Raw genomic sequence first — 20,105 nt, 5'->3', positions numbered from 1 at the left:
ACGTGCCGCCCCGCGCCGCCGGCCGGACCTAGTTCTTGCCGTCGGTGGCCTTGCCGACCGCGGCGCCCGCGGCGCCGCCGACCGCCGCGCCCACCGGGCCGCCCACGACGGCCCCCGCCACCGCGCCGGTGGCCGCCTTCTGCTCGGTGTTGTGGCCGCAGGCGGCGAGGGTGGTCAGAAGGCCCGCGGCGGCGAGCAGGCTCAGCGTCTTGCGCATGTGAATCTCCAGTCTCCAGATGTCGGCAGCCAAACGTAGGTTGTCCGGCGCAGGTTCCTGGAGATGCCGGGGTTGGCGCGGGTCTTGCGGCTGTTCTGTGCGAGTGGACCAGAACGGGAATTAACCAAGCTAAGCCCTAAATCTCATGCTGCATTGCAATATCGGCTTGCCAAACGGCGATGTTGCATTCATAAACGCTTCACCTTTTGCCGTCGCCTGTCCCCACCGTGACCCGGACAGGCCTGCCGGCGGACGCTTCCAGCACGAGCAGGGGCGACCGCGGCGACAAATTGTCGGGGGGCACTGTCGCCCTCGCCGTGCAGGACACGAAATCCCTTGAGTATTGGAACGCAGGCAAGCGCCGAATGGCGCGTGCTGTTCAGCGCCGCTTTGATCGGCTCGGGCGTGGGCCTGGCCCTGGGCGCCGGCTACATGGCCGGCGGCATGGCCGAGGCTGCGTCGGACCATGCGCGCGCCGAACGCATCGCCGAAGCCACCTCGGGCCGACTTTCGGAGACTGTGCTGCAGCGCAACGCCGCCGGCATGGACCCGGGGGTGATGCGCGTCGCCCGTAACCATGATCCCCTAGCCGCCGCCGGTGATCGGGACCGCCAAGCGGTGGTCCTGGCCCAGGGGCTGGAGCGCAAGCAGAACGACAGCCTCGCCCTGCGCGCCAGCCTCACCTCGCTGGGCGCGAGACCCGCGTCCGGCATGGACGCCTCCCGCGAGCTGGATTGCCTCACCCAGGCCGTCTACTTCGAAGCCCGCGGCGAGTCCGCCCAGGGGCAGGCCGCGGTGGCCCAGGTGGTGCTGAACCGCGTCAAGCATCCGGCCTTCCCGAAGACCGTCTGCGGCGTCGTCTTCCAAGGCTCCAACCGCCGCACCGGCTGCCAGTTCAGCTTCGCGTGCGACGGCTCCATGCGCGGTCGGCGCGAGGCCAGCGCCTGGGCCCGCGCCCGCAAGGTGGCCGCCCGCGCCCTGTCGGGCCGCCTGCTGGGCGACGTGGGCTCGGCCACGCACTTCCACACCACCGCGGTTTCCCCCGCCTGGGGCCCGCAGATGCGCCGCGTGGCGCAGGTAGGGATGCACGTCTTCTACCGGTTCAATCCGCGCGGCGCGAAGCCTGCGCGTCCGGCCCCGGGCCTGTCCGAGCCGGTGATGCTGGCCGCCAACACCGGGCCTGCCTCCATGGAGCTGCGCCTGGCGGCTGCCGTCGCCGAGAAGGCGGCCGACGCCGCCGTCAATGCGGTGAGCCAGGCCCCCGATCCCCAGGTGGCCTCTGCTCCTGAAGCGAAGGCCGTTCCCAAGCCTGCGGCGGATCAGGCGCCCGTGGGCCTCGGCAAGGCCGACAACACGGCCCCGCCGGCGCCCGCCGCCGCGGGCACGGAGGCCTCCGCCTCCTGACGGGGGCGCCTAGTGGGCCGCGGCGGTCCGGCGGGCCAGCACCGCGCCCAGGGCGCGGCTGAGCTCGGGGAGCTGATAGGGCTTCGTAAGGATCGGGAACTCGTCGCCCATGGCCTCGGCGGCCTGGCTGTAGCCGGTGGCGAGCAGGATCGGCAGGTCAGGCCGCTCGGCCCGCAGGCGGCGCGCCAGCGCCAGGCCGTCCATCTCACCGGCCATGACGATGTCGCTGAACACCAGGTCCGGCTCGTCGCCGTTGGCCAGCGCCCTCAGCGCCGCGTCGGCGCTGTTGACCACATGGGTCCGGTTGCCGAGCTGCTCCAGCAGGCCCGCCACGACTTCGGCAACCTCGGGGTTGTCCTCCACCACCAGGATGCTGACCCCTTCCGGCGCCGCGGCGGGCGCCGGTCCGAGGTCGCCGCTGGGCTGCAGTCGCGTGCGCGGAAGGTAGAGGGTGATGGTCGCGCCTTCGCCCAGCCGGCTGTCCACGGTCACCCGCCCGCCCGACTGCTGCACGAATCCGTACACCTGGCTGAGGCCCAGGCCGGTGCCCTTGTTCACCTCCTTAGTGGTGAAGAACGGCTCGAAGACGCGCGCCAGGATGTCCGGCGGGATGCCCACGCCGGTGTCGCGGACGGAGAGGGCGACGAAGTCGCCCCGCACGTCCGTATCCACCTCGCCCCCCGTCAGGGTTCGATTGCGGCCGACGATCGACAGCGAACCGCCTGACGGCATCGCATCGCGCGCGTTCACCGCCAGGTTCAGGAGCGCGAGCTCCAGCTCACCCGGGTCGACCTCCACGGCCCAGAGGTCCTTGGGCAGGTTGACGTTCAGGGTGACCGCCGAGCCCAGGCTCGTGCCCAGCAGTTCGCGCAGGTCGGCCGAGCGTTCATGCAGGGAGATCGGCACCGGCTGCAGCCGCTGGCGGCGGGCGAAGGTGAGCAGGTGCCGCGTGAGGTCCTGGCCGCGCTTGGCCGCCATGTCGATGGCGTCCAAGGCCCGCAGCGCCCGGATGTCGTCCGCCACGCGCTTGCGCAGCAGCTGGGCCTGGCCGCTCACCACCATCAGCAGGTTGTTGAAGTCATGGGCCACGCCGCCGGTGAGCTGGCCCATGGCCTCCATCTTCTGCGCCTGTCCCAGGCGCTCGTGCGCCTTCTGGAGCTCCAGCTGGGCGTTGCGGCGCTCGGTGATGTCGCGGGTGATCTTGGCGAAGCCCACCAGCTCGCCGCTCTCGTCCCGGATGGCGTCGATCACCACGCTCGCCCAGAACAGGCTGCCGTCCTTGCGGACCCGCCAGCCCTCCGCCTCGTAGCGGCCCTGCTCGCGGGCGGTCTCCAGCGCGCGGGTCGGGACGCCCGCCGCCCGGTCGGGATCGGTATAGAAGCGGGAGAAGTGCTGCCCGACGATCTCCTGGGCCGAATAGCCCTTGATGTGCTCGGCCCCGACGTTCCAGTTCGTGATGATGCCGTTGGGATCCAGCATGTAGAGCGCATAGTCGACGACGCCGGCGACCAGCATGCGGAACTGCCGCTCGCTCTGGGCCAGCGCGTCCTCGGCGGCCTTCCTGTCGGAGATGTCGCGGGTGATCTTGGCGAAACCGATGTGGCGGCCGTTGTCGTCCCGGATGGGGTCGATCACCACCGAGGCCCAGAACCGCGAGCCATCCTTGCGCAGGCGCCAGGCCTCGGCCTCGAAGCGTCCCTCCCTCAGAGCCGTCTCCAGGGCGCGGACAGGCGTGCCGGCGGCGCGGTCCTCCGGCGTGTAGAAGGTCGAGAAGTGCCGCCCGACGATCTCGCTGGCCTTGTAGCCCTTGATCCGCTCGGCCCCGGGGTTCCAGTTGCTGATCGTGCCGTTCACGTCGAGCATGTAGATGGCGTAGTCGACCACGCCTTCGACGAGGTACCGGAAGCGGCGTTCGCTCTCGAGCAGGGCTTCCTGCGCGGCCCGCCGCTCGGTCATGTCGCGGGTGATCTTCGCGAAGCCGATCAGCCCGCCGTCCTCGCCCCGGATCGCGTGCACGGTAGCGAGCGCCCAGAAGCGGGAGCCATCCTTCCGGACGCGCCAGCCTTCGCTCTCGTAACGGCCGGTCTCACGGGCCTCCGCCAGGATCTTCTCCGGCACGCGATCGCGCTGGTCCTCGGGCGTGAAGAAGCGCCGGAAGTGCTGGCCGTCGATCTCCTCGGCCGTATAGCCCTTGATGCGTTCGGCGGCCGGGTTCCAGCTCGTCACCCGTCCGGCCAGGTCGAGCATGTAGATGGCATAGTCGCTGACCGACTCCACCAGGAGCTGGAAGCGCCGCTCATTGTGCTGGGACGTCTCGCTCACCGTCGCCACTAAGCCGAGGCGCCGCGGCGGTTCAACCCTGCCGACGGGCTTGTGTGGAAGTTTTGCAGCACTGGCGCCCCCCGCGCGATAGCTCAACCCTAGAGAACGGCTTGACCATGGTCCGGTTCCCGAAGGGGGCAGACGCCGCGGGCGCGGTTTTGCTCCGCCTCGACTCCCCTGATGATATCCGGCTGGAGCTCCTTGCGACCCGGAGGCGCCGATGCCCAACCAGCACCGTCAGCAGCTCGCCCAGGAGCTTCTCGGCTGTTCGTACGAAGCGCTCACCGACGTGCAGCGCAGCGTCATCGACCTGATCGCCACCGAGGCGCCCAGCGGCGTGGATCCGCGGCTGCTTATCGACGAGCGGACGCCCGGCCAGCGGCTCGCCGACCGGGTGGCGAAGATCGGCGGCTCCTGGGCCTTCATCGCCGGTTTCGCGCTCGCGCTCGCTCTGTGGATGGGCTGGAACGTGCTGACGACGGAGGAGGGGATGGCCTTCGACCCCTATCCCTTCATCTTCCTCAATCTGATGCTCTCGACCCTCGCCGCCGTGCAGGCGCCGATCATCATGATGAGCCAGAACCGCGCCGCCGCCCGCGACCGGGAGGCCGCCGAGCACGACTACCTGGTCAACCTGCGGGCCGAGCTCGAAATCATGCACCTGCACGACAAGATCGATAACCTGCGCCACCGCGAGATGCTGCAGATGATCAAGCGGCAGAACGAGGCGCTGCGAATTCTGCGGGCCGAGCTCAGCGAGGCGATCAAGCCCGCGCGGCCCGTCGAAGAGCCTGCGGCGGCTGGCCGTAAGCGCGCAGGAAAGCGCGGCGCATCCGCTCCGGATCGCTGAAGCCGGCCGCCTCCGCCACGCGCTCGATCGGCTCCGCCGTGGCCTCCACGCGCGCTCGCGCTGCCTCCAGGCGCAGGCGCTCCACAGCCTTGGCCGGCGTCAGCCCGGTCTCGGCCCGGAAGGCGCGGGCGAAGTTGCGCGGGCTCATGGCGGCCTGCTCGGCCAGCCGGTCCACCGGCAGCGGTTCGGCGAGCCGCTCGCGCGCCCAGTCCATCAGGCCGGCGAAACGACCGTGCACGCCGCCGCCGTCCAGCAGGGCGGAGAACTGAGACTGGCCGCCCGGCCGCCGCTGGTGGACCACCAGCTGCTGGGCCGTGCGACGCGCAACGTCCGCGCCCAGGTCGTCCTCGATCAGCGCCAGGGCCAGATCGATGCCGGCCGTGATGCCGGCGGAGGTCCAGACGGCGCCGTCGCGGATCCAGATCCGGTCCGCCTCTAGCCGGACTTTCGGATAGCGGCGGGCGAAGTCGTCGGATCGGCCCCAGTGGGTCGTCGCGCGCCGCCCCTCCAGCAGTCCGGCCTCGGCCAGAAGATAGGCGCCGGAACAGACGCTCGTCACCCGCCGCACGGAGGGCGCGATCCGCTCCAGCCAGGCGACGATCTTCGCCAGGTCGGGCAGGGCGCGGGTTCCGTCGCCGCCGGACACCAGGATCGTGTCCCAGGGCCCGTCGTCGACGGCGTCGGCGGCCATCTTCACACCGGAGGAGCTTTCGATGTCCCCGGCCTCCGCCGCCAGCACCCAAAGCTCGTAGTCGCCGGGCCTGAAGCGCTCGGCGATCTCGAACGCCGCGATCGGCCCTGCCGCGTCCAGCAGCTGGAAGCCCGGGAAGATCACCACGGCTAGGCGGCGGGTCATGGCAGGATCAGAGGGAACAATGTCATTTCTGCCGTAGCCTAGGTTTGGCAGGATGAGGCGTCAAACCAGGAGCCGTCATGGCCGAATTCGTCGTCGTCTTCCCCCTCTATCCGGGCGTCACCCAGCTGGACTTCACCGGCCCGCACCAGGTGTTCAGCCGCCTGCCGGCCGCGAAGGTGATCGCCGCCTCCATGGGGGGGCAGGACATCGAGGCCGACGGCCTGGTGTTCGCCAAGCTCGCCGATCTGGCGAAGGTCGAGCGCTGCGATCTGATCTGCGTCCCGGGCGGCCTGGGCACGACCGACGCCATGCTGGACGAGGCGTTCGTCCGCGAGGTCCGCCGGCTGGCGGCGGGGGCGACCTATGTCACCTCGGTCTGCACGGGCTCGCTGATCCTGGCGGCCGCCGGTCTTCTGGCAGGCAAGCGGGCGGCCACCCACTGGGCCTGGCGCGGGCTCCTCGAGCCGTTCGGCGCCATCGTCGACGAGGCGCGGGTGGTGCGCGACGGGAACATCTTCACCGGCGGCGGCGTCACCGCCGGCATCGACCTGGCGCTGACGGTCGCGGGCGAGGTGGCGGGCGTGGACTACGCCCAGGGCGTCCAGCTCGGCGTCGAGTATGCGCCGGCCCCGCCGTTCGACTCCGGCCGGCCCGAGCTCGCCCCGCCCGAAGTCCTGGCGCGCGTCCAGCGGGCCATGGCGCCTCTGTCGCAGGGCCGCATGGCCTCGGCGGAGGAGGCGGCCCGGCGGCTGCAGCCCGCCTAGGGCCGCGCCTGCGGGACGTAGGCGATCATCTGGATCTCCACCACGCCGTTGGGCGCGAGCAGGCCGGTCGTGCCGACCGCCGTCCAGGCCGGGTGCGGGGCGCTCATGAACTCGTCCTTCACCGCGCTGAAGGCGGCGAACTGCTCCTCCCGCGTGCCCTCGAAGCCCGGGCCTTCCCAGACGTGGAAGGTGTTGATCATCACCACGTCGGCGAAGCTCGCGCCGCCGGCCGCCAGGGTGCGCTGCAGGTGCCCGAAGGCGCGGCGGGCCTGGACCTTGAAGGCCTCGGCGTCGCGCGCCTCGGCGTCGGCGGGCCCGGCGATCACGCCCGAGACGTAGAGGTAGTCCCCCGCGCGGCGCGCAGGCGCGTAGTGCATGTCGTCGTAGGCGCGCTGCGATCCGGGCGTGGGAATGATCGCCGCGCCGCCGGGGGCGGGGATCAGTTTCGGATAAGGCTGCGCCGCCGGCTGGGCGGCGGCGGGCACGGCGAGGAGCGCGCAGAGCGCGGCGAGGCGGAGCTTCATGCGGCGCCGCTTAAGCCAGGGCCGTCTCCCGTGCAAACCCGGAGGAACGCTTCGTGCGGACGGACCAGCACAAGCGGCCAGGGCGCACCCTGGCCGCTGCGAAGCGTGGTGAGTCCCCGGAGGGCTCCTGCGCGCCTGGACCGGTCAGTGCTGACGGGGCTGTTCGCCGTCGTGCTTGCGCCGCTCTTCGGAGTTCTGCTCGAAGTCGCGCTTGCCCTCGGGGTCGTGGGCGTGGTGGCGGTCGCGTTCGCCGCCACCGCCGGAGACGCCGCTGAACGGCGTGTTGGTCGGCTCGCCCGGGGCCCGGGGATCGATCTTGGCGGGCTCGGGCTCGGTGCGGTCCTCGTGGCTCGCGCCGGGGCCGCCCCAGCGGTGGGTGTTCGGGTGCTTTTCCGGCATGTCAGCGGTCCTGCTGGTAGCCCTGGTGATGGGTGTTCTGGTTGATGTTGCCGTGACGGCCCTGTTCCTCGAGGTTCACGTCGTCGTCGCCGGGCTGGCTGGACTGCAGGTCGGTGACCTCGTCACGCCGCCCCAGGGTCGAGCCTTCGACGTTCGGCTTTTCGCCCGGGTGCGAGCGCTGTTCGGGGGGGATCGGGGGAGCTTTCGAAGCCATGGGTTCGTCTCCTTCGGTTGAAGGGTGAACCCGGCGGGGAGGGGCTGGTTCCGAGGAATCCGCCGCCGTCAGATGGCGTCGAGGCCGATGTCCAGCACGCCCACGGAGTGGGTGAGCGCGCCCACGCTGATGACGTCCACCCCGGTCTCGGCGATCGCCCGGACCGTGTCCAGGTTGACGCCGCCGGAGGCCTCCAGCGGAATCCGGCCCGCCGTGCGCCGCACGGCCTCGGCCAGGTCGCCCAGGCCGAAGTTGTCGAGCATGATCACGTCCGGGGCCTCGGCCAGAGCCTCGTCGAGCTGGGCCAGGCTGTCCACCTCGACCTCGACCTTGGTGAGATGGCCGGCGAAGGCCTTGGCCCGCCGCACGGCCTCGCCCACCGAGCCGCAGGCCGCCACGTGGTTGTCCTTGATGAGAATGGCGTCGTCGAGGCCGAAGCGGTGGTTCACGCCCCCGCCGCAGCGCACGGCGTACTTCTCCAGCGCCCTGAGGCCCGGCGTGGTCTTGCGGGTGTCGACAATGCGCGCCTTCGTGCCCGCCACGGCGTCCACATAGGCCCGCGTCAGGGTGGCGATGCCGGACAGTCGGCCCATCAGGTTCAGCCCGGTGCGCTCGGCGGAGAGCAGGGCGCGGGCGTTGGCGTCCACGCGGGCCAGGGCCGCGCCGGCAGCCACGGCCTCGCCGTCCGCCACCAGCGCCTCGAAGCGCGCGTCGGGGTCCAGCTCTGCCAGCGCCAGACGCGCGCAGGCGAGCCCCGCGATCACCCCCGGCTTGCGGGCGGCGAACACGGCGGCGAGCCGCGCGTCCGCCGGGATGCAGGCCTGGGCGGTGATGTCGCCGGCCCGGCCGAGGTCTTCGGCGAGCGCCGCGCGGACGATCGGGGCGATCAGCAGGTCGGGAAGCGGTTCGATCATTCGGCGGCGTACTTCAGGGCGGGCCGCACCTCGGCCAGGGTGACGAAGGTCCGCCGCGGGTACGCCTGTCCGGCGGCGTCGCTGCGGAAGTGGCCGCCGCGGCTTTCGGCGCGGGCCAGGGCGCAGGCGGCCGTGAGGCGGGCGGCGACCAGCGCCGGCGCCTGCCCGTGGCCGGCCTCCAGCGCGTCGATGACGCCCAAGAGCCGGGTCAGGCCGTGGGCGTCGCGCACCACGCCCGCGTCGCGGCTCATCGCCTTGCGCAGGATCTGCAGCCCCGAGGCGGGCAGGACCGGCGGCACGGCAGGCGAAAGCGCCCGCGTGCCGGGGTCGGCCGCGTCGCGCGCCGCCGCGCCGGCCCGGGCGCCGAACACCGCGGCCTCCAGCAGCGAGTTGGACGCCAGCCGGTTGGCCCCGTGCACGCCGGTGGAGGCGCATTCGCCGGCCGCGTAGAGGCCCTCCAGGCTGGTGCGGCCCTGCGCATCCGTGACGATGCCCCCCATGTGGTAGTGGCAGGCCGGCGCCACCGGAATCGGCTGCTTGCGCGGGTCCACCCCGCCCGACAGGCAGGCGGCGAACACCGCCGGGAACTCGTCGGGGAAGTGCGCGCCCACCGCGGCGCGGGCGTCCAGGAAGGCGCCGCGGCCGGCCTCGCGCTCGGCGTGGATGGCGCGGGCCACCACGTCGCGCGGCGCGAGCTCGGCGTCGGCGTGGTAGCGGGCCATGAACCGCTCGCCGTCGGCGTTGACCAGCACCGCGCCTTCGCCCCGCAGGGCCTCGGTGGCCAGCGGCGCCGGATCGCGGCCGATGTCGATCGCCGTCGGGTGGAACTGCACGAACTCCGGGTCGGCGATCATCGCCCCGGCGAGCGCCGCGAGCCCCAGGCCATCGCCGGTCAGCTCGGCGGGCGTGGTGGTGACGGCGTAGAGCCCGCCGATCCCGCCGGTCGCCAGCACCGTGGCCCGCGCGGTGATCTCCGTAAGCGTGCCGTCCTGTTCGGCCACCACGCCGCGCACCCGCCCGTCGGCGTCCTGCAGGAGCCCGCGCAGCACCGTCCCGGTGCGCACCTCGATGTGCCGCGCGGCGAGCACGGCGACGCTCACCGCCTCCATGATCGCGCGGCCGGCCTGGTCGCCCTTCACCCGGGCGACGCGGGCCTTGGAGTGGGCGGCCTCGAGGCTCTGGGCGAAGTCGCCGCCGGCCGTGCGGTCGAACGGCGCGCCGAGCGCGGCGAGCGCGCGGACCGCGGCGGGGCCTTCCTCGGCCAGCAGCCGCGCCATCTGCGGATCGACCAGGCCCGCGCCGGCCGCCACCGTGTCGGCGGCGTGCAGTTCGGGCGTGTCGTCGCCGGCCAGCGCCGCGGCCATGCCGCCCTGCGCCCAGGCCGAGGAACAGCCCTGGTTCAGCGGCGCGCCGGTCAAGAGCAGCACCTTGGCGGGCGCGGCGGCGAGGGCGGCGGTGAGGCCCGCCAGGCCTGCGCCGACCACGACCACGCCGTCGTGGCGGATGCGCTTCATCAGATCAGCTCCACGTCCACGTGGTGGCGGGCCTTGACCAGGTCGTAGCGGGCGGGGACGGCCGGCGGCGGCAGGTCCACCATCCGCTGCACGGCGAGCCGCGCGCGCTCGGCCACCGCCGGATCGACGCTGACCTCGTGACGGTCGTAGAGCAGGGCCTCGTAGATGTTCTCGAGCGTGATCCGCTTCATGTGCGGGCACAGGTTGCAGGGCCGCACGAACTCCGTGCCCACCGCGTCGGCGGCCACGTTGTCGGCCATGGAGCACTCTGTGATCAGCACCACCCGCTTCGGGCGCTTCTGGATCACGTAGTCGTTCATGGCGGCGGTGGAGCCGGCGAAGTCCGACACCTCCAGCACCTCGGCCGGGCACTCGGGGTGGGCCAGGACCTCGGCGCCGGGGTAGGCGGCCTTGATCTCCAGGATGTCGGCGGCCGTGAAGCGCTCGTGCACCTCGCAGCGGCCCTGCCAGGCGATGATGCCGATGTCGGTCTGCCGGGCCACGTTGCGGGCCAGGAACTCGTCGGGGATCAGGATCACCCGGTCGACGCCCCACATCCGCGCGGCCTCCTCCACCACCTGCACGGCGTTGGCGCTGGTGCAGCAGATGTCGGTCTCGGCCTTCACGTCGGCGGTGGTGTTCACATAGGTGATCACCGGCAGGCCCGGGTAGCGCTGCTTGATCAGGCGCACGTCCGCGCCGGTGATGGAGCTGGCGAGCGAGCAGCCGGCGCGCAGGTCCGGGATCAGGACGCGCTTCTCCGGCGACAGGATCTTCGAGGTCTCGGCCATGAAGTGCACGCCGGCCTGGACGATGATCTTCGCGTCGGAACGGGCGGCCTCCTTCGCCAGGCCCAGGCTGTCGCCGACATAGTCGCCGACGCCGTGGAAGATCTCCGGCGTCATGTAGTTGTGGGCCAGGATGACGGCGTCCTTCTCCCGCTTCAGCCGGTTGATCTCGGCGATCAGCGGGGCGTGCAGGCGCCACTCCATGGGGGTGACGTGCCCCTTCACCTTCTCCCAGGCCGGGAGGGTCTGGGCTTCAACCTCGGGGGTGAAATCGAACTGGAACCCGTCGGCGGCCATGTGAACCTCCCTTATGCTCAATCTGAGCAATTCCCTGGCCCAAAAACACGCCTCGAGCTTCGGGAGCCGGGGCGCTGGTTATGCTCAGATAGAGCAAAACTGGGTCAAATATAGCGCTCCGCCTTCCGGGCGCAAGTCGCATTCGCCGAACGTCGCTTGATTTCCCTCATGGCGAAGCTCGCGCGGGAGGCTTCTACACCCTAAGTACGGGGCCGCCCGGATGGCCACCTTTCGCCGAATTAAGGACCCATCTCCCTGCGTTGATGCCAGAACGCCGCGACGAAAGCCGAAGAGCCGCACCCTGATCCGCACCGCCGACCTCCTGCGCCGCGTCCTGCCGGCCGCCGCCCTCGCGGCCCTGGCCGTGGGCGCCTGCGCGCCGCAGCCGGAGCATGCGCTGACGCACGAGCAGCGCCGCTGGGCCGCGGCCGGCATGTCGCCCGAGGCCCTGCGCCTGCTGACCAATCGGATGGATCCGGCCGCGCGCGCCATCGCCGTCCGGCACGACCCCTTCCTGCGCCAGGCCGATCCCTGGAACCGCACCGAGGGCTGGGAGAGCCTGGACATCCGCCAGGTCCCCGACCTCGGCCTGCCGCAGGTCGGCCGCACCGCCGAAGAGGTGAATGCGCTCAGGCCCTTCACCGACCTGCCGATCCGGCCGATGAAGCCGTTCTACCTGAAGGCCCAGGGGCAGGACCGCGCCCGCGCCGTCGAGTGCCTGACCCAAGCCGTCTACTACGAGGCCGCCCGCGAGCCGGCGCTGGGCCAGGAGGCGGTGGCCCAGGTGGTCCTGAACCGCGTCCGCCACCCGGCCTATCCGAAGTCCGTCTGCGCGGTGGTCTACCAGGGCGCGGCCCGCACCACCGGCTGCCAGTTCACCTTCACCTGCGACGGCTCCCTGCGCTGGGCGCCGGAGCCCGCCCTGTGGCGCCAGGCTCGCCGGGTCGCGGAGCGGGCGCTGGACGGCCATGTGGCCAAGTCCGTGGGCTCGGCCACGCACTACCATGCGAACTACGTCGCCCCGTACTGGGCCCCGACGCTCGTGAAGATGACGAAGGTCGGCGCGCACATTTTCTACCGCTGGACCGGCCCCTGGGGTGAGCCGCCGGCCTTCACCGGCCGCTACGCCGGCCGCGAGGCCGAGCTGACGCCCGCCATCCTCACCGGCCTCGACGCCCGCACCCAGGGCCTGCTGTCGCCCGAGAAGCAGGACGTGCCGGCCGCTCGGGAGATCAAGCTGGCCGTGGCCGGCGAGGTCCGCACCTACACCGTCGTCGACGCCACCGCCGCCGACGGCGAGCGCACCCGCGTCCGCGGCACGCTCTACGCCCCCCGCCGCCAGCCGACACCCGACGAGGTCCGCAAGATCAACGAGAGCCTGGCGGCCATGGAAAAGGGCCTCGCCTCGCCCTCCGCCCCGGCCCAGAGCGCCGCCGAGTCCGCCAGCCCCGCCAGCGACGCCGCGGCGAGCCAGTAGCCGCCCGGCGATCCCGCTCCCGCCGCTGCGCCCCGGGAGTTGAAGAACCGACGCCCTCCACCGGTCGGCCGACGGCCACGGAACCGGTCCCCTCAACCTAGCCGTCGAGACCGTTGACCTTCTCCCGCAGCGGTCCGGGCACGAGGTTCCGCTACTTGCCCGCTTCCGCCTGGGCTCGCAGCAACTCCCGCTCCAGGCTCGTGTATTCCGTGGTCCAGGTGACGCCGTCGTCGCTCGAGTGCGAGATCAGGTCGTAGTCGGGCGTGCCCATCGTGACGGGCTTGGCCAGCTTGAAGAGGCCCGTCGTGGGCATGACCAGCACCACGTCGGTCACGGCCACCTTGTCGCTCAGCACGGCCCAGGTCTTCCCAAGATCCCTGCTGCCCTGCAGGGCAGCGCCGCCGAACACGCCCCCCGACTGCAGCATCAGCCCCGACGTGGTGAGCTTCGGCGGCTGGACCTTCACCCTGTAAGGCGAACCCGTCGACTCCCAGGTGTTCGCGCCATCGCGGGAGAGCCAGGCGGCGGCCGTCACGCCGCCGAACCCGCCACCGGGCGACGAGAGGATTCCGATTTCGCCGCCTGGGCTCTCGTAGATGGTGATGATCGGCTTCTTGTTCGGCGAGGTGCGGTCGGTCCAGCTCCGCGTGGCCGTGTTGTAGAACCTGATCTCGCCCGTGGAGCGGGCATATCCGAACCCGGTTTTCGTCGGCCAGAGCCAGAGCTGCTGGCCGCCGCTCCAGAAGTTGGCGGTCAGCTTGTCCGTCAGCAGCGGGGTCCAGTCCGGCTTGTCCAGCGAGTCCGTGCGGTAGAGCGTCACCGTGGTGTTGAGCTTGAGGGCCACGACCCATCCGTGCGCCGCGTCGCCGGCGACGAAGATCAGGGTGCCCATCGGCAGGTTGCCGCGGTCCACGGGGTGGAAGGCGCCGGCCGCATCGACCCTGGCGATGTTCGAATACTCGCCGACGGCCACCAGCATGGCGTCGGGTCCCGTGCCCGGAGCGACCCCCAGCCATGCGTCAAGCGTGCCGCTGCGTAGCGCCTTCCATCGTCCGTTGGCGCCGCGTAGCAGGATCGTGCCCAGTCGGGTCGCCGCCGCCACTTGCCCGTCTGGCAGTTCGACGAGGGTGCTGGCGCCCACGGGATGATCGAGGGCGAACTGCTCGATGACGTCCGTTTCCGAGCGGGGTGTGTTCCAACCGCTTGAGAGGGTCTCACGATAGAAGTTGCTCGTCGACGGGGCGAAGCGCGCCACCAGCGCCGCGTTGCTCGGCACGAGACTGCTGCGGCCAACCCCGACGTGGAAGTTGACCGGAGTGACGACGATCCGCCCCAGATCGGTCAGCTTGCCGGCCGCGATCTTGAAGCTGCCGAGCGTCGAGTTCGCCTTGCCCGGCGTGAAGGTCGTCAGCCGTTCGGAGTCGCGAAGCTCGACAATGACGTAGTCGCCCGCCTTCAGCGAGGCGACGAACAGGGACGTGTCGCGCGCGACCCGACCGGTGATCTCGGGCGCCCGGTACTCGTACTTGGCCTCCGGAGCCTTCGGATCGGAGATGTCGGCGCGCTTGAGCACCAGCGTATCGAACTGGCCCACTGCGCCGGTGTTCACCGTGACGGAGAGCGTGAGCACCCCCTCGTCCGGGGCCGGCGCGCGCTGGGAAGGCGGAACCGCATTGATGACCTGGGCGGCGGTCGCCGGTCCGGCCAGCAGGAGGCTCAGCACGAAGCATGAGGAGAGTAGCGCCTGGACGACGGATCGCATGCATCCGCTCCTGATCAATGGGGAATGTAGACGGGAATGACGATGGGACCGGGAATCTCGACGGGTTGGATCCATCCGGGAGATTCGAAGGTGCGGACGCCGGCCGCGATCAGGCGCTCGTAGATCTGGGACGCCAGATTGGCGCTGTCGATGAGCTTTCCGAAGTTGCAGGCGACGAAACCGCTCTCCGTCCGGATCTGCAACTGCCGGCGGCCCAACGGCCCCGCAACCAGGGCGACACCCGGAATGGACGCCGTCTCGAAGGACATGTCCTGCCGGAAGGATTTGCTGACGCGGTCATAGCTCAGCAGGTGGATGTGCCGTGCGCTCTGCGCGAAGACACCGGACACGAAGTCCACGTTCATGCGCCCGCCGTAGGTGCTGGCGTATACGGCGGGGGCGTAGAGGATCAGCCCGCCGCTCTCGACGTTCGCGGCCTTCTCCAGCTCAGCCTGCTTGACGGCGGCGATGGCTGGCGCAGGTGCGGAGACGTACGCCGCGACGGCGAGGCCCGTGGACAGAAGCGCGCTGATGCGCGTCGTCATGAGAAACCCCCCGGCTTCCATTGGCGGCGCCAGCTTAGCGAAGCTGGGCCGTGGCGCACAACGCTGTCGTGTGTTGCGGTCGAGGGCGCAGGCGAGGCGGCCTCCGCCGGTTGCTGACGCGCCCTAGCCCGCAAACGCGTCCGGATAGGCCACCGTCATCGGCGCGTCGAACGCCCCCGGCTCCAGGGCCAGCGCCATGAACGACGGCTGCCCCGCATAGGGCGAGCTCACCTTCGCCGCCGTCTCCGCCGAGAAGCCGAAGCGGGGATAGTAGGCTGGGTGGCCCAGTACGATGACGCCGTGCGCCCCGAACTCCTTGGCGCTCTCCAGCCCCGCGCGGACCAGGGCCGAGCCCAGGCCTGTGTTCTGCAGGTCCGGCCGCACGGCGAGCGGGGCCAGCGCGGCGAACATCTCGTAGCGGTCGGCCCACAGGCGGCTGAACAGGACGTGGCCGACCACCTCGTCGGCCTCCACCGCCACGAGTTCAAAGAGGGCGTCTTCCTCGGCGCGCAGGCGCTCCACCAGCCGCGCCTCGGCCGGCTGGCCGAAGGCGGCCTCTACGACGGCGGCTATGGCGGGGTGATCTCCGGGGCGGGCGTAGCGGATCATGCGCCGAGCTTACGCGGGCTCCGGCGCGCGCGGGAGGCTATTCGGCGGCCCTCAGGCCCTCGCCTTCGCGGCGGTCGGCCTCCTGCCGCTCGTTGCGCATGGCCTCGCCCGCCAGCTTGCGCCAGCCTTCGGCGATACTCAGGTACACCGCCTTCTCGGCCGGGCTCTCGGCCCGGACGGCGAGCCGCGCGACCGCGTCGGCTTGCGCGAGGTATCGCTCACTGTCTCTCATTCGACTGTACGCTCTCCCCGCCCTCAACCTGCCAAAAGGCGGTCGGGTTGCGGTCGGCAGGCGAGGATCAGTCGAAAATATCGCCTAAGTCATTGGTGAAGCTCACCAAGCTCCGATCTTCTCGGCCTCGGCGTGGCTGATCGGCTTGTGCGCCTTGGCGTGGTCCTCCTCGGCCAGGAAGCGCACCGCCTCCAGGGCCGCCATGCAGCCCATGCCCGCCGCCGTCACCGCCTGGCGGTAGACGTCGTCGGTGACGTCGCCGGCGGCGTAGACGCCCTTGATGGCCGTCGAGGCGGTGCCGGGCTTCACCTTCAGGTATCCGGAAGAATCCATCTCCAGCTGGCCCTGGAACAGCTGCGAGGCCGGGGCGTGGCCGATGGCGACGAAGACGCCGTCGCAGGGAATGGTGCGGGTCTCGCCGCTCTTCACGTTCTTCAGGCGCACGCCGGTTACGCCCATGGGGTCGGTGTCGCCGATCACCTCGTCGATGGCGTTGTCCCACACCACCTCGATCTTCGGATGGGCGAACAGCCGCTCCTGCAGGATCCGCTCGGCGCGGAACTCGTCGCGCCGGTGCACCACCGTGACCTTGGCGGCGAAGTTGGTGAGGAACAGGGCCTCCTCGACGGCGGTGTTGCCGCCGCCCACCACCACGACGTTCTTGCCGCGGTAGAAGAAGCCGTCGCAGGTGGCGCAGGCCGAGACGCCGAAGCCCTGGAACTTCTGCTCGCTCTCCAGGCCCAGCCACTTGGCCTGGGCGCCGGTGGCGATGATCAGGGTCTCGGCGAGCCACACCTGGCCGCTGTCGGTCTCCAGCCGGAACGGCCGCTTGGAAAGGTCCGCTGTCACCACGATGTCGTTGACGATCTCGGTGCCCACATGCTCGGCCTGGGCCTGCATCTGCTCCATCAGCCAGGGGCCCTGAATCACGTCGGCGAAGCCCGGATAGTTCTCCACGTCGGTGGTGATGGTGAGCTGGCCGCCGGGCTGGATGCCCTGGATCAGCACCGGCTTCAGCAGCGCGCGGGCGGCGTAGATGGCGGCGGTGTAGCCGGCGGGGCCAGAGCCCACGATCAGGCAGCGGACGGAGCGGGGATTTTCGGACATGGCGCCAATGTAGTGACGATTCCGCCGGACCGCGACGGCCGAGCGGCGCTTGCGGCGCCATGCCCCCCCGCCGTAAGCCAGCGGGGATGAGCGACGTCCTCGACATCGCCGCCCGCGGCGCGAATATCCGCTTCCACGTGGGCAACGGTCGGCTGCGCGTCTGGGCCGAGCGCTACGAGGAGATCGAGCCCGAGCTCCTGGACCTCGTGGACGCCCTGCCGGAAGGGACCGTGCTCTACGACGTGGGCGCCTCCATCGGCCTCTTCTCGCTCTACGCTGCGATCCAGCGCGGCTGCCGCGTGGTGGCTTTCGAGCCCGAGGCGCAGAACTACGCCACTCTGGAGCTCAACCACTTCCTGAACCGCGACCGGCTGAAGACGCCGCTCACCGCGCTCAACGTCGCCCTGTCCGACGAGGCGGGGCTTGGGGCGATCCACACCCGGGTCTACGGCGCGGGCGAGCACGGCAAGATCCTCGACCAGGCGATCACCCAGGACACCAAGGAGCGCTTCGACCCGGCCCACGTGCAGTCGGTGCTCAAGTACCGGCTGGACGACCTGATCGACCTCTGCCGGCTGCCGCCGCCGCAGGTGCTCAAGGTGGACGTGGACGGGGCCGAGGCCGCCGTCCTGCTGGGCGCGGCCAAGACGCTCCGGGCCCCGTCGCTCCACACCGTCTTCATCGAGCTGTCCGACCATAGCGCCTCGGACGAGGCGGCGGTCCTAGAAGCCCACGGCTTCCGCCCGGCGGAGAAGCACCCGGTGGTGCGCCTGCGCGGCGGTCACTACCCGGGCCTCTTCAACTGCGTCTTCCGGCGCTGAGCCTCAGCCGAACAGCGCCCTGATCTGCTCCGGCGTCGGGAAGTCCGCCACGTACTGGTCGCGGTGGACCGTGCGCTGATAGGCGGTGGGGTAGGCGCGGCCGACGAAGGTCGGCTCGGCGGCGTTGTCGAAGCGGGTGGAGAGCGCCAGCCGCAGCCTCGCCGGATCGCCCTCCCGCCGGCTGCGGTGCACCGTGAACACCGACAGGAACACCACGTCGCCCGCTTTCGCCTCCACAGGCCGCCACTCGGCGTCGCCCAGGGCCTCGGGCCGGATCTCCCAGCCGTTGCGGGTCTGGTCCACGTCGGTGATCAGGCCCCGCCGGTGGCTGCCGGGGATCACCTCGACCGGCCAGCCGTCGCGGTCCACGTCGGTCAGCGGGATCCAAGCCACCACCCCGTCCAGGCTGCCCTGCACGGACGGGAAGTCCTGGTGCGCGCCCAGGCCGAAGTAGCCGCCGGGGATCTTCAGGTCGGCGGCCATCAGGAGCGCCACCTCGCCGCCGGGCAGGAAGACGTCGGTCCAGCCGAACGCCTCGCGCAGGAAACCGAACAGCGCCGGATGGCGCATGAGCCCCGAGACCTCCGCCTTGCGCCAGAGCGCGCCCAGCACCCGCTTGTAGCGCTCGATGTCGGCGGCGTGCAGGGCGCGCAGCGCGCCGTGCAGGTCGTTCCCCGACGCCGTGGCCCCGATCTCCCGCAGCTGGTCGCGTATGGTGCGGTGGACGCTGTCCAGCGTCGCGGTCACGTCGGCCTTCGGCAGCAGGCCGCGGGCGATGCAGAAGCCGTCACGGCGCAGGGTCTCGAGCTCTTCCGACATCGGCGTCCTGTCTGGCAGCGCGGTGGTGGCCAAGACATACAGCCCGGAAGACGGCGAGGCGACTTCGTGCCATAGGCGCGGACATGGGGGAGCCTGGGGCCCGCGCGGACACGGTTGCGATCATGCAGCCCTACTTCGTCCCGTATGCGGGCTATTTCCGCCTGCTCGCCGCGGCGGACCTCTTCGTGATCTACGACTGCGTGCAGTTCCCCCGCCGCGGCTGGGTGCACCGCAACCGCTTGCCGGACGCGACGGGCGAGCTGCAGTGGCTGACCCTGCCGCTGGCCAAGGCGCCGCGCGACGCCGCCATCCGCGACCTCGCCTTCCGCCCGGACGCGCCCGAGGCCATGGCCGCCGAGATGCGCCGCTTCCCGCTGTTGGCCGGCGAGGACCCGCACGGGCTGGTCGAGGCCGTGCGCGATGTGCGCGGCGCGCCGCTGGACTACATCGAGCGCCTGCTGGCGCTGGCGGCCGGCGCGCTCGGCCTGCCCTGGCGCGTCCTGCGCTCCTCCAGCCTGGAGATCCCGCCCGACGTCCGCGGCCAGGACCGCATCCTGGCCATCGCCCGGGCCATGGGCGCCAAGCGCTACGTCAACCCGCCCGGCGGCCGCGAGCTCTACCGGCACGAGGCCTTCGCCGAGGCCGGCGTCGAGCTGCGCTTCCTCAGCGACTACGAGGGCGGCTACGCCTCCATCCTCGCGCGCCTGCTGCAGGAGCCGGCCCCGGCCGTCGCGGACGAAGTCCGCGCCAACACCCGGCTGCTGGCCTAGGCCCTCAGTCCTCCCAGACCGCCAGCCCGAAGCCCGAGCGGCCGAAGCCGTCGCCGCAGTAGAGCATCCAGCGCCGCCCGAGCTGCTCGAACACGTGCGGATAGGCGATCATCCCGCTGTCCCAGCCGCTCTGCGCCGGCTCCAGTCCCGCTAGCTCCGGCGCTCGCGTCCAGGTCTCCCCATCCGCCGAGCGCGCGGCCCGCAGCCGGTAGGGCCGGGTGCGGGTGCGGGCGCAGAACCACATGAGCCACTCGCCGCCGGTTCGGAGCACACTGGGCCGGGCCAGGGCGTACTCGTCGCCCTCCAGCGGGATCGCCGTGCGGCCGCGATCGCGCCAGGTACGCCCATCGTCCGAGCGGGCGTGGCGGATGTCGTAGGAGGGCGACCAGCGGCCGTCGATCTCGTGCCAGCCCAGGCCGCCCAGGTACCACATGCGCCAGCCGTCCCCCTCCGGCAGCACGCAGGGATTGGAGCAGAACCAGGGGTCCTCCGGCGTCCGGTCCAGGATCGGGCCCTCGACCCGCCGCCAGCCGCCGTCCGCCGCCGCCTCGGCGAGCCCGATCGAGACGTGGAAGGGCACCGTCGCGCGCACGTTCCAGCCGATGTAGTAGAGCCGCCCGCCGGCCAGCCACGACATCATCGCCCCGCTGTCGTCGAACGCCCCCGCGGGCCCGCAGCCCAGCACCGGCGCTTCGGCGTGCTCCAGGACCGCGTCCGGCCGGGCGAGGTCCACCACGAGCCAAGCCACGTGCGAGCGGTTCGCCGCGTCCCGGGGCGAGAACCAGATCCGCACCAGGCCGCCCTCGAGCGGCTCGGCGAACGGCACGGAGGCGTGCGAGGCCAGCCAGGGCGCCTCGCCCCGCGGCTCGTAGATCCGGCCCAGCCTGCGCCAGCCCAAGG

22 protein-coding genes are annotated in these 20,105 nt (G+C 71.5%); 6 read left to right on the top strand and 16 right to left on the bottom strand.

Annotated features, from left to right (window positions below):
- Positions 1–28: 28 nt before the first annotated feature.
- Positions 29–217, bottom strand: coding sequence for a hypothetical protein (locus VM685_RS16370; protein ID WP_325461246.1), 189 nt, complete (start codon positions 215–217; stop codon positions 29–31).
- 372 nt (positions 218–589) lie between these two features.
- Here VM685_RS16370 and VM685_RS16365 point away from each other — a divergent pair, with 372 nt between their 5' ends.
- The gene (locus tag VM685_RS16365; RefSeq protein ID WP_325461245.1) at positions 590–1,621 is read left to right on the top strand and encodes a cell wall hydrolase; all 1,032 of its coding nucleotides are present in this window, start codon (positions 590–592) and stop codon (positions 1,619–1,621) included.
- A gap of 9 nt (positions 1,622–1,630) precedes the next feature.
- Here the strand turns inward: VM685_RS16365 and VM685_RS16360 are convergent, their stop codons facing one another.
- Entirely contained in the window at positions 1,631–3,943 is a 2,313-nt protein-coding gene (locus VM685_RS16360; RefSeq protein ID WP_325461244.1) for a PAS domain S-box protein, read from the bottom strand.
- Between the two features lie 220 nt (positions 3,944–4,163).
- Between VM685_RS16360 and VM685_RS16355 the strand changes: the two genes are divergently transcribed.
- On the top strand, positions 4,164–4,793 hold the full coding sequence (locus VM685_RS16355) for a DUF1003 domain-containing protein (RefSeq protein ID WP_325461243.1): 630 nt from the start codon (positions 4,164–4,166) through the stop codon (positions 4,791–4,793).
- On the opposite strand, the gene VM685_RS16350 is transcribed toward VM685_RS16355, so the two are convergent.
- Positions 4,708–5,649, bottom strand: coding sequence for a GlxA family transcriptional regulator (locus VM685_RS16350; protein ID WP_325461242.1), 942 nt, complete (start codon positions 5,647–5,649; stop codon positions 4,708–4,710). The genes VM685_RS16355 and VM685_RS16350 overlap by 86 nt on opposite strands.
- Positions 5,650–5,726: 77 nt before the next feature.
- Here VM685_RS16350 and VM685_RS16345 point away from each other — a divergent pair, with 77 nt between their 5' ends.
- Positions 5,727–6,413: a DJ-1/PfpI family protein gene (locus VM685_RS16345; RefSeq protein ID WP_325461241.1), complete on the top strand. Its 687-nt coding sequence runs from the start codon at positions 5,727–5,729 to the stop codon at positions 6,411–6,413.
- Here the strand turns inward: VM685_RS16345 and VM685_RS16340 are convergent.
- The 6 genes from VM685_RS16340 to nadA all read right to left on the bottom strand — a co-directional run bounded on the left by VM685_RS16340 (position 6,410) and on the right by nadA (position 11,063).
- Positions 6,410–6,937, bottom strand: coding sequence for a Rid family hydrolase (locus tag VM685_RS16340; RefSeq protein WP_325461240.1), 528 nt, complete (start codon positions 6,935–6,937; stop codon positions 6,410–6,412). The two genes, VM685_RS16345 and VM685_RS16340, sit on opposite strands and share 4 nt — an antisense overlap.
- 144 nt (positions 6,938–7,081) lie before the next feature.
- The gene (locus VM685_RS16335) at positions 7,082–7,336 is read right to left on the bottom strand and encodes a hypothetical protein (RefSeq protein WP_325461239.1); all 255 of its coding nucleotides are present in this window, start codon (positions 7,334–7,336) and stop codon (positions 7,082–7,084) included.
- Position 7,337: 1 nt separating this feature from the next.
- The gene (locus tag VM685_RS16330; protein ID WP_325461238.1) at positions 7,338–7,550 is read right to left on the bottom strand and encodes a hypothetical protein; all 213 of its coding nucleotides are present in this window, start codon (positions 7,548–7,550) and stop codon (positions 7,338–7,340) included.
- 68 nt (positions 7,551–7,618) lie between these two features.
- Complete coding sequence (gene nadC / locus VM685_RS16325) at positions 7,619–8,464, bottom strand: carboxylating nicotinate-nucleotide diphosphorylase (RefSeq protein WP_325461237.1); 846 nt, start codon at positions 8,462–8,464, stop codon at positions 7,619–7,621.
- Complete coding sequence (locus VM685_RS16320) at positions 8,461–9,978, bottom strand: L-aspartate oxidase (protein ID WP_325461236.1); 1,518 nt, start codon at positions 9,976–9,978, stop codon at positions 8,461–8,463. Before VM685_RS16320 ends, nadC begins: the two co-directional genes overlap by 4 nt.
- Complete coding sequence (gene nadA, locus VM685_RS16315) at positions 9,978–11,063, bottom strand: quinolinate synthase NadA (RefSeq protein WP_325461235.1); 1,086 nt, start codon at positions 11,061–11,063, stop codon at positions 9,978–9,980. The genes VM685_RS16320 and nadA overlap by 1 nt, the downstream gene beginning before the upstream one ends.
- A gap of 220 nt (positions 11,064–11,283) precedes the next feature.
- Here nadA and VM685_RS16310 point away from each other — a divergent pair, with 220 nt between their 5' ends.
- On the top strand, positions 11,284–12,540 hold the full coding sequence (locus VM685_RS16310) for a cell wall hydrolase (RefSeq protein WP_325461234.1): 1,257 nt from the start codon (positions 11,284–11,286) through the stop codon (positions 12,538–12,540).
- Positions 12,541–12,691: 151 nt separating this feature from the next.
- Here the strand turns inward: VM685_RS16310 and VM685_RS16305 are convergent, their stop codons facing one another.
- From VM685_RS16305 to trxB, 5 genes are all read right to left on the bottom strand, one after another.
- Positions 12,692–14,302, bottom strand: a complete 1,611-nt coding sequence (locus tag VM685_RS16305) for a hypothetical protein (protein WP_325461233.1) — start codon at positions 14,300–14,302, stop codon at positions 12,692–12,694.
- Positions 14,303–14,316: 14 nt separating this feature from the next.
- Positions 14,317–14,847, bottom strand: coding sequence for a hypothetical protein (locus VM685_RS16300; protein ID WP_325461232.1), 531 nt, complete (start codon positions 14,845–14,847; stop codon positions 14,317–14,319).
- 123 nt (positions 14,848–14,970) lie between these two features.
- A complete protein-coding gene (locus tag VM685_RS16295) occupies positions 14,971–15,456 on the bottom strand; it encodes an N-acetyltransferase (protein ID WP_325461231.1) in 486 nt (161 codons plus the stop codon).
- 37 nt (positions 15,457–15,493) lie between these two features.
- On the bottom strand, positions 15,494–15,688 hold the full coding sequence (locus tag VM685_RS16290) for a hypothetical protein (protein WP_325461230.1): 195 nt from the start codon (positions 15,686–15,688) through the stop codon (positions 15,494–15,496).
- Between the two features lie 102 nt (positions 15,689–15,790).
- Positions 15,791–16,795 (bottom strand): thioredoxin-disulfide reductase, encoded by a 1,005-nt coding sequence (gene trxB, locus VM685_RS16285; protein ID WP_325461229.1) that lies wholly within the window; start codon positions 16,793–16,795, stop codon positions 15,791–15,793.
- Positions 16,796–16,881: 86 nt separating this feature from the next.
- Between trxB and VM685_RS16280 the strand changes: the two genes are divergently transcribed.
- Positions 16,882–17,616, top strand: a complete 735-nt coding sequence (locus tag VM685_RS16280) for an FkbM family methyltransferase (protein WP_325461228.1) — start codon at positions 16,882–16,884, stop codon at positions 17,614–17,616.
- Between the two features lie 3 nt (positions 17,617–17,619).
- On the opposite strand, the gene VM685_RS16275 is transcribed toward VM685_RS16280, so the two are convergent.
- Positions 17,620–18,435 (bottom strand): phytanoyl-CoA dioxygenase family protein, encoded by an 816-nt coding sequence (locus VM685_RS16275; RefSeq protein WP_325461227.1) that lies wholly within the window; start codon positions 18,433–18,435, stop codon positions 17,620–17,622.
- A 122-nt stretch (positions 18,436–18,557) separates the two neighbouring features.
- Between VM685_RS16275 and VM685_RS16270 the strand changes: the two genes are divergently transcribed.
- Positions 18,558–19,205, top strand: a complete 648-nt coding sequence (locus tag VM685_RS16270) for a WbqC family protein (RefSeq protein WP_325461226.1) — start codon at positions 18,558–18,560, stop codon at positions 19,203–19,205.
- 4 nt (positions 19,206–19,209) lie between these two features.
- Here the strand turns inward: VM685_RS16270 and VM685_RS16265 are convergent, their stop codons facing one another.
- Positions 19,210–20,103: a hypothetical protein gene (locus tag VM685_RS16265; protein WP_325461225.1), complete on the bottom strand. Its 894-nt coding sequence runs from the start codon at positions 20,101–20,103 to the stop codon at positions 19,210–19,212.
- Positions 20,104–20,105 lie beyond the last annotated feature (2 nt).

Source organism: Phenylobacterium sp. (assembly GCF_035539035.1).
In the GTDB taxonomy this organism is placed as follows: domain Bacteria; phylum Pseudomonadota; class Alphaproteobacteria; order Caulobacterales; family Caulobacteraceae; genus Phenylobacterium.
Note: the sequence above shows the minus strand (reverse complement) of the source record. Positions and strands in the feature narration are given on the sequence as shown.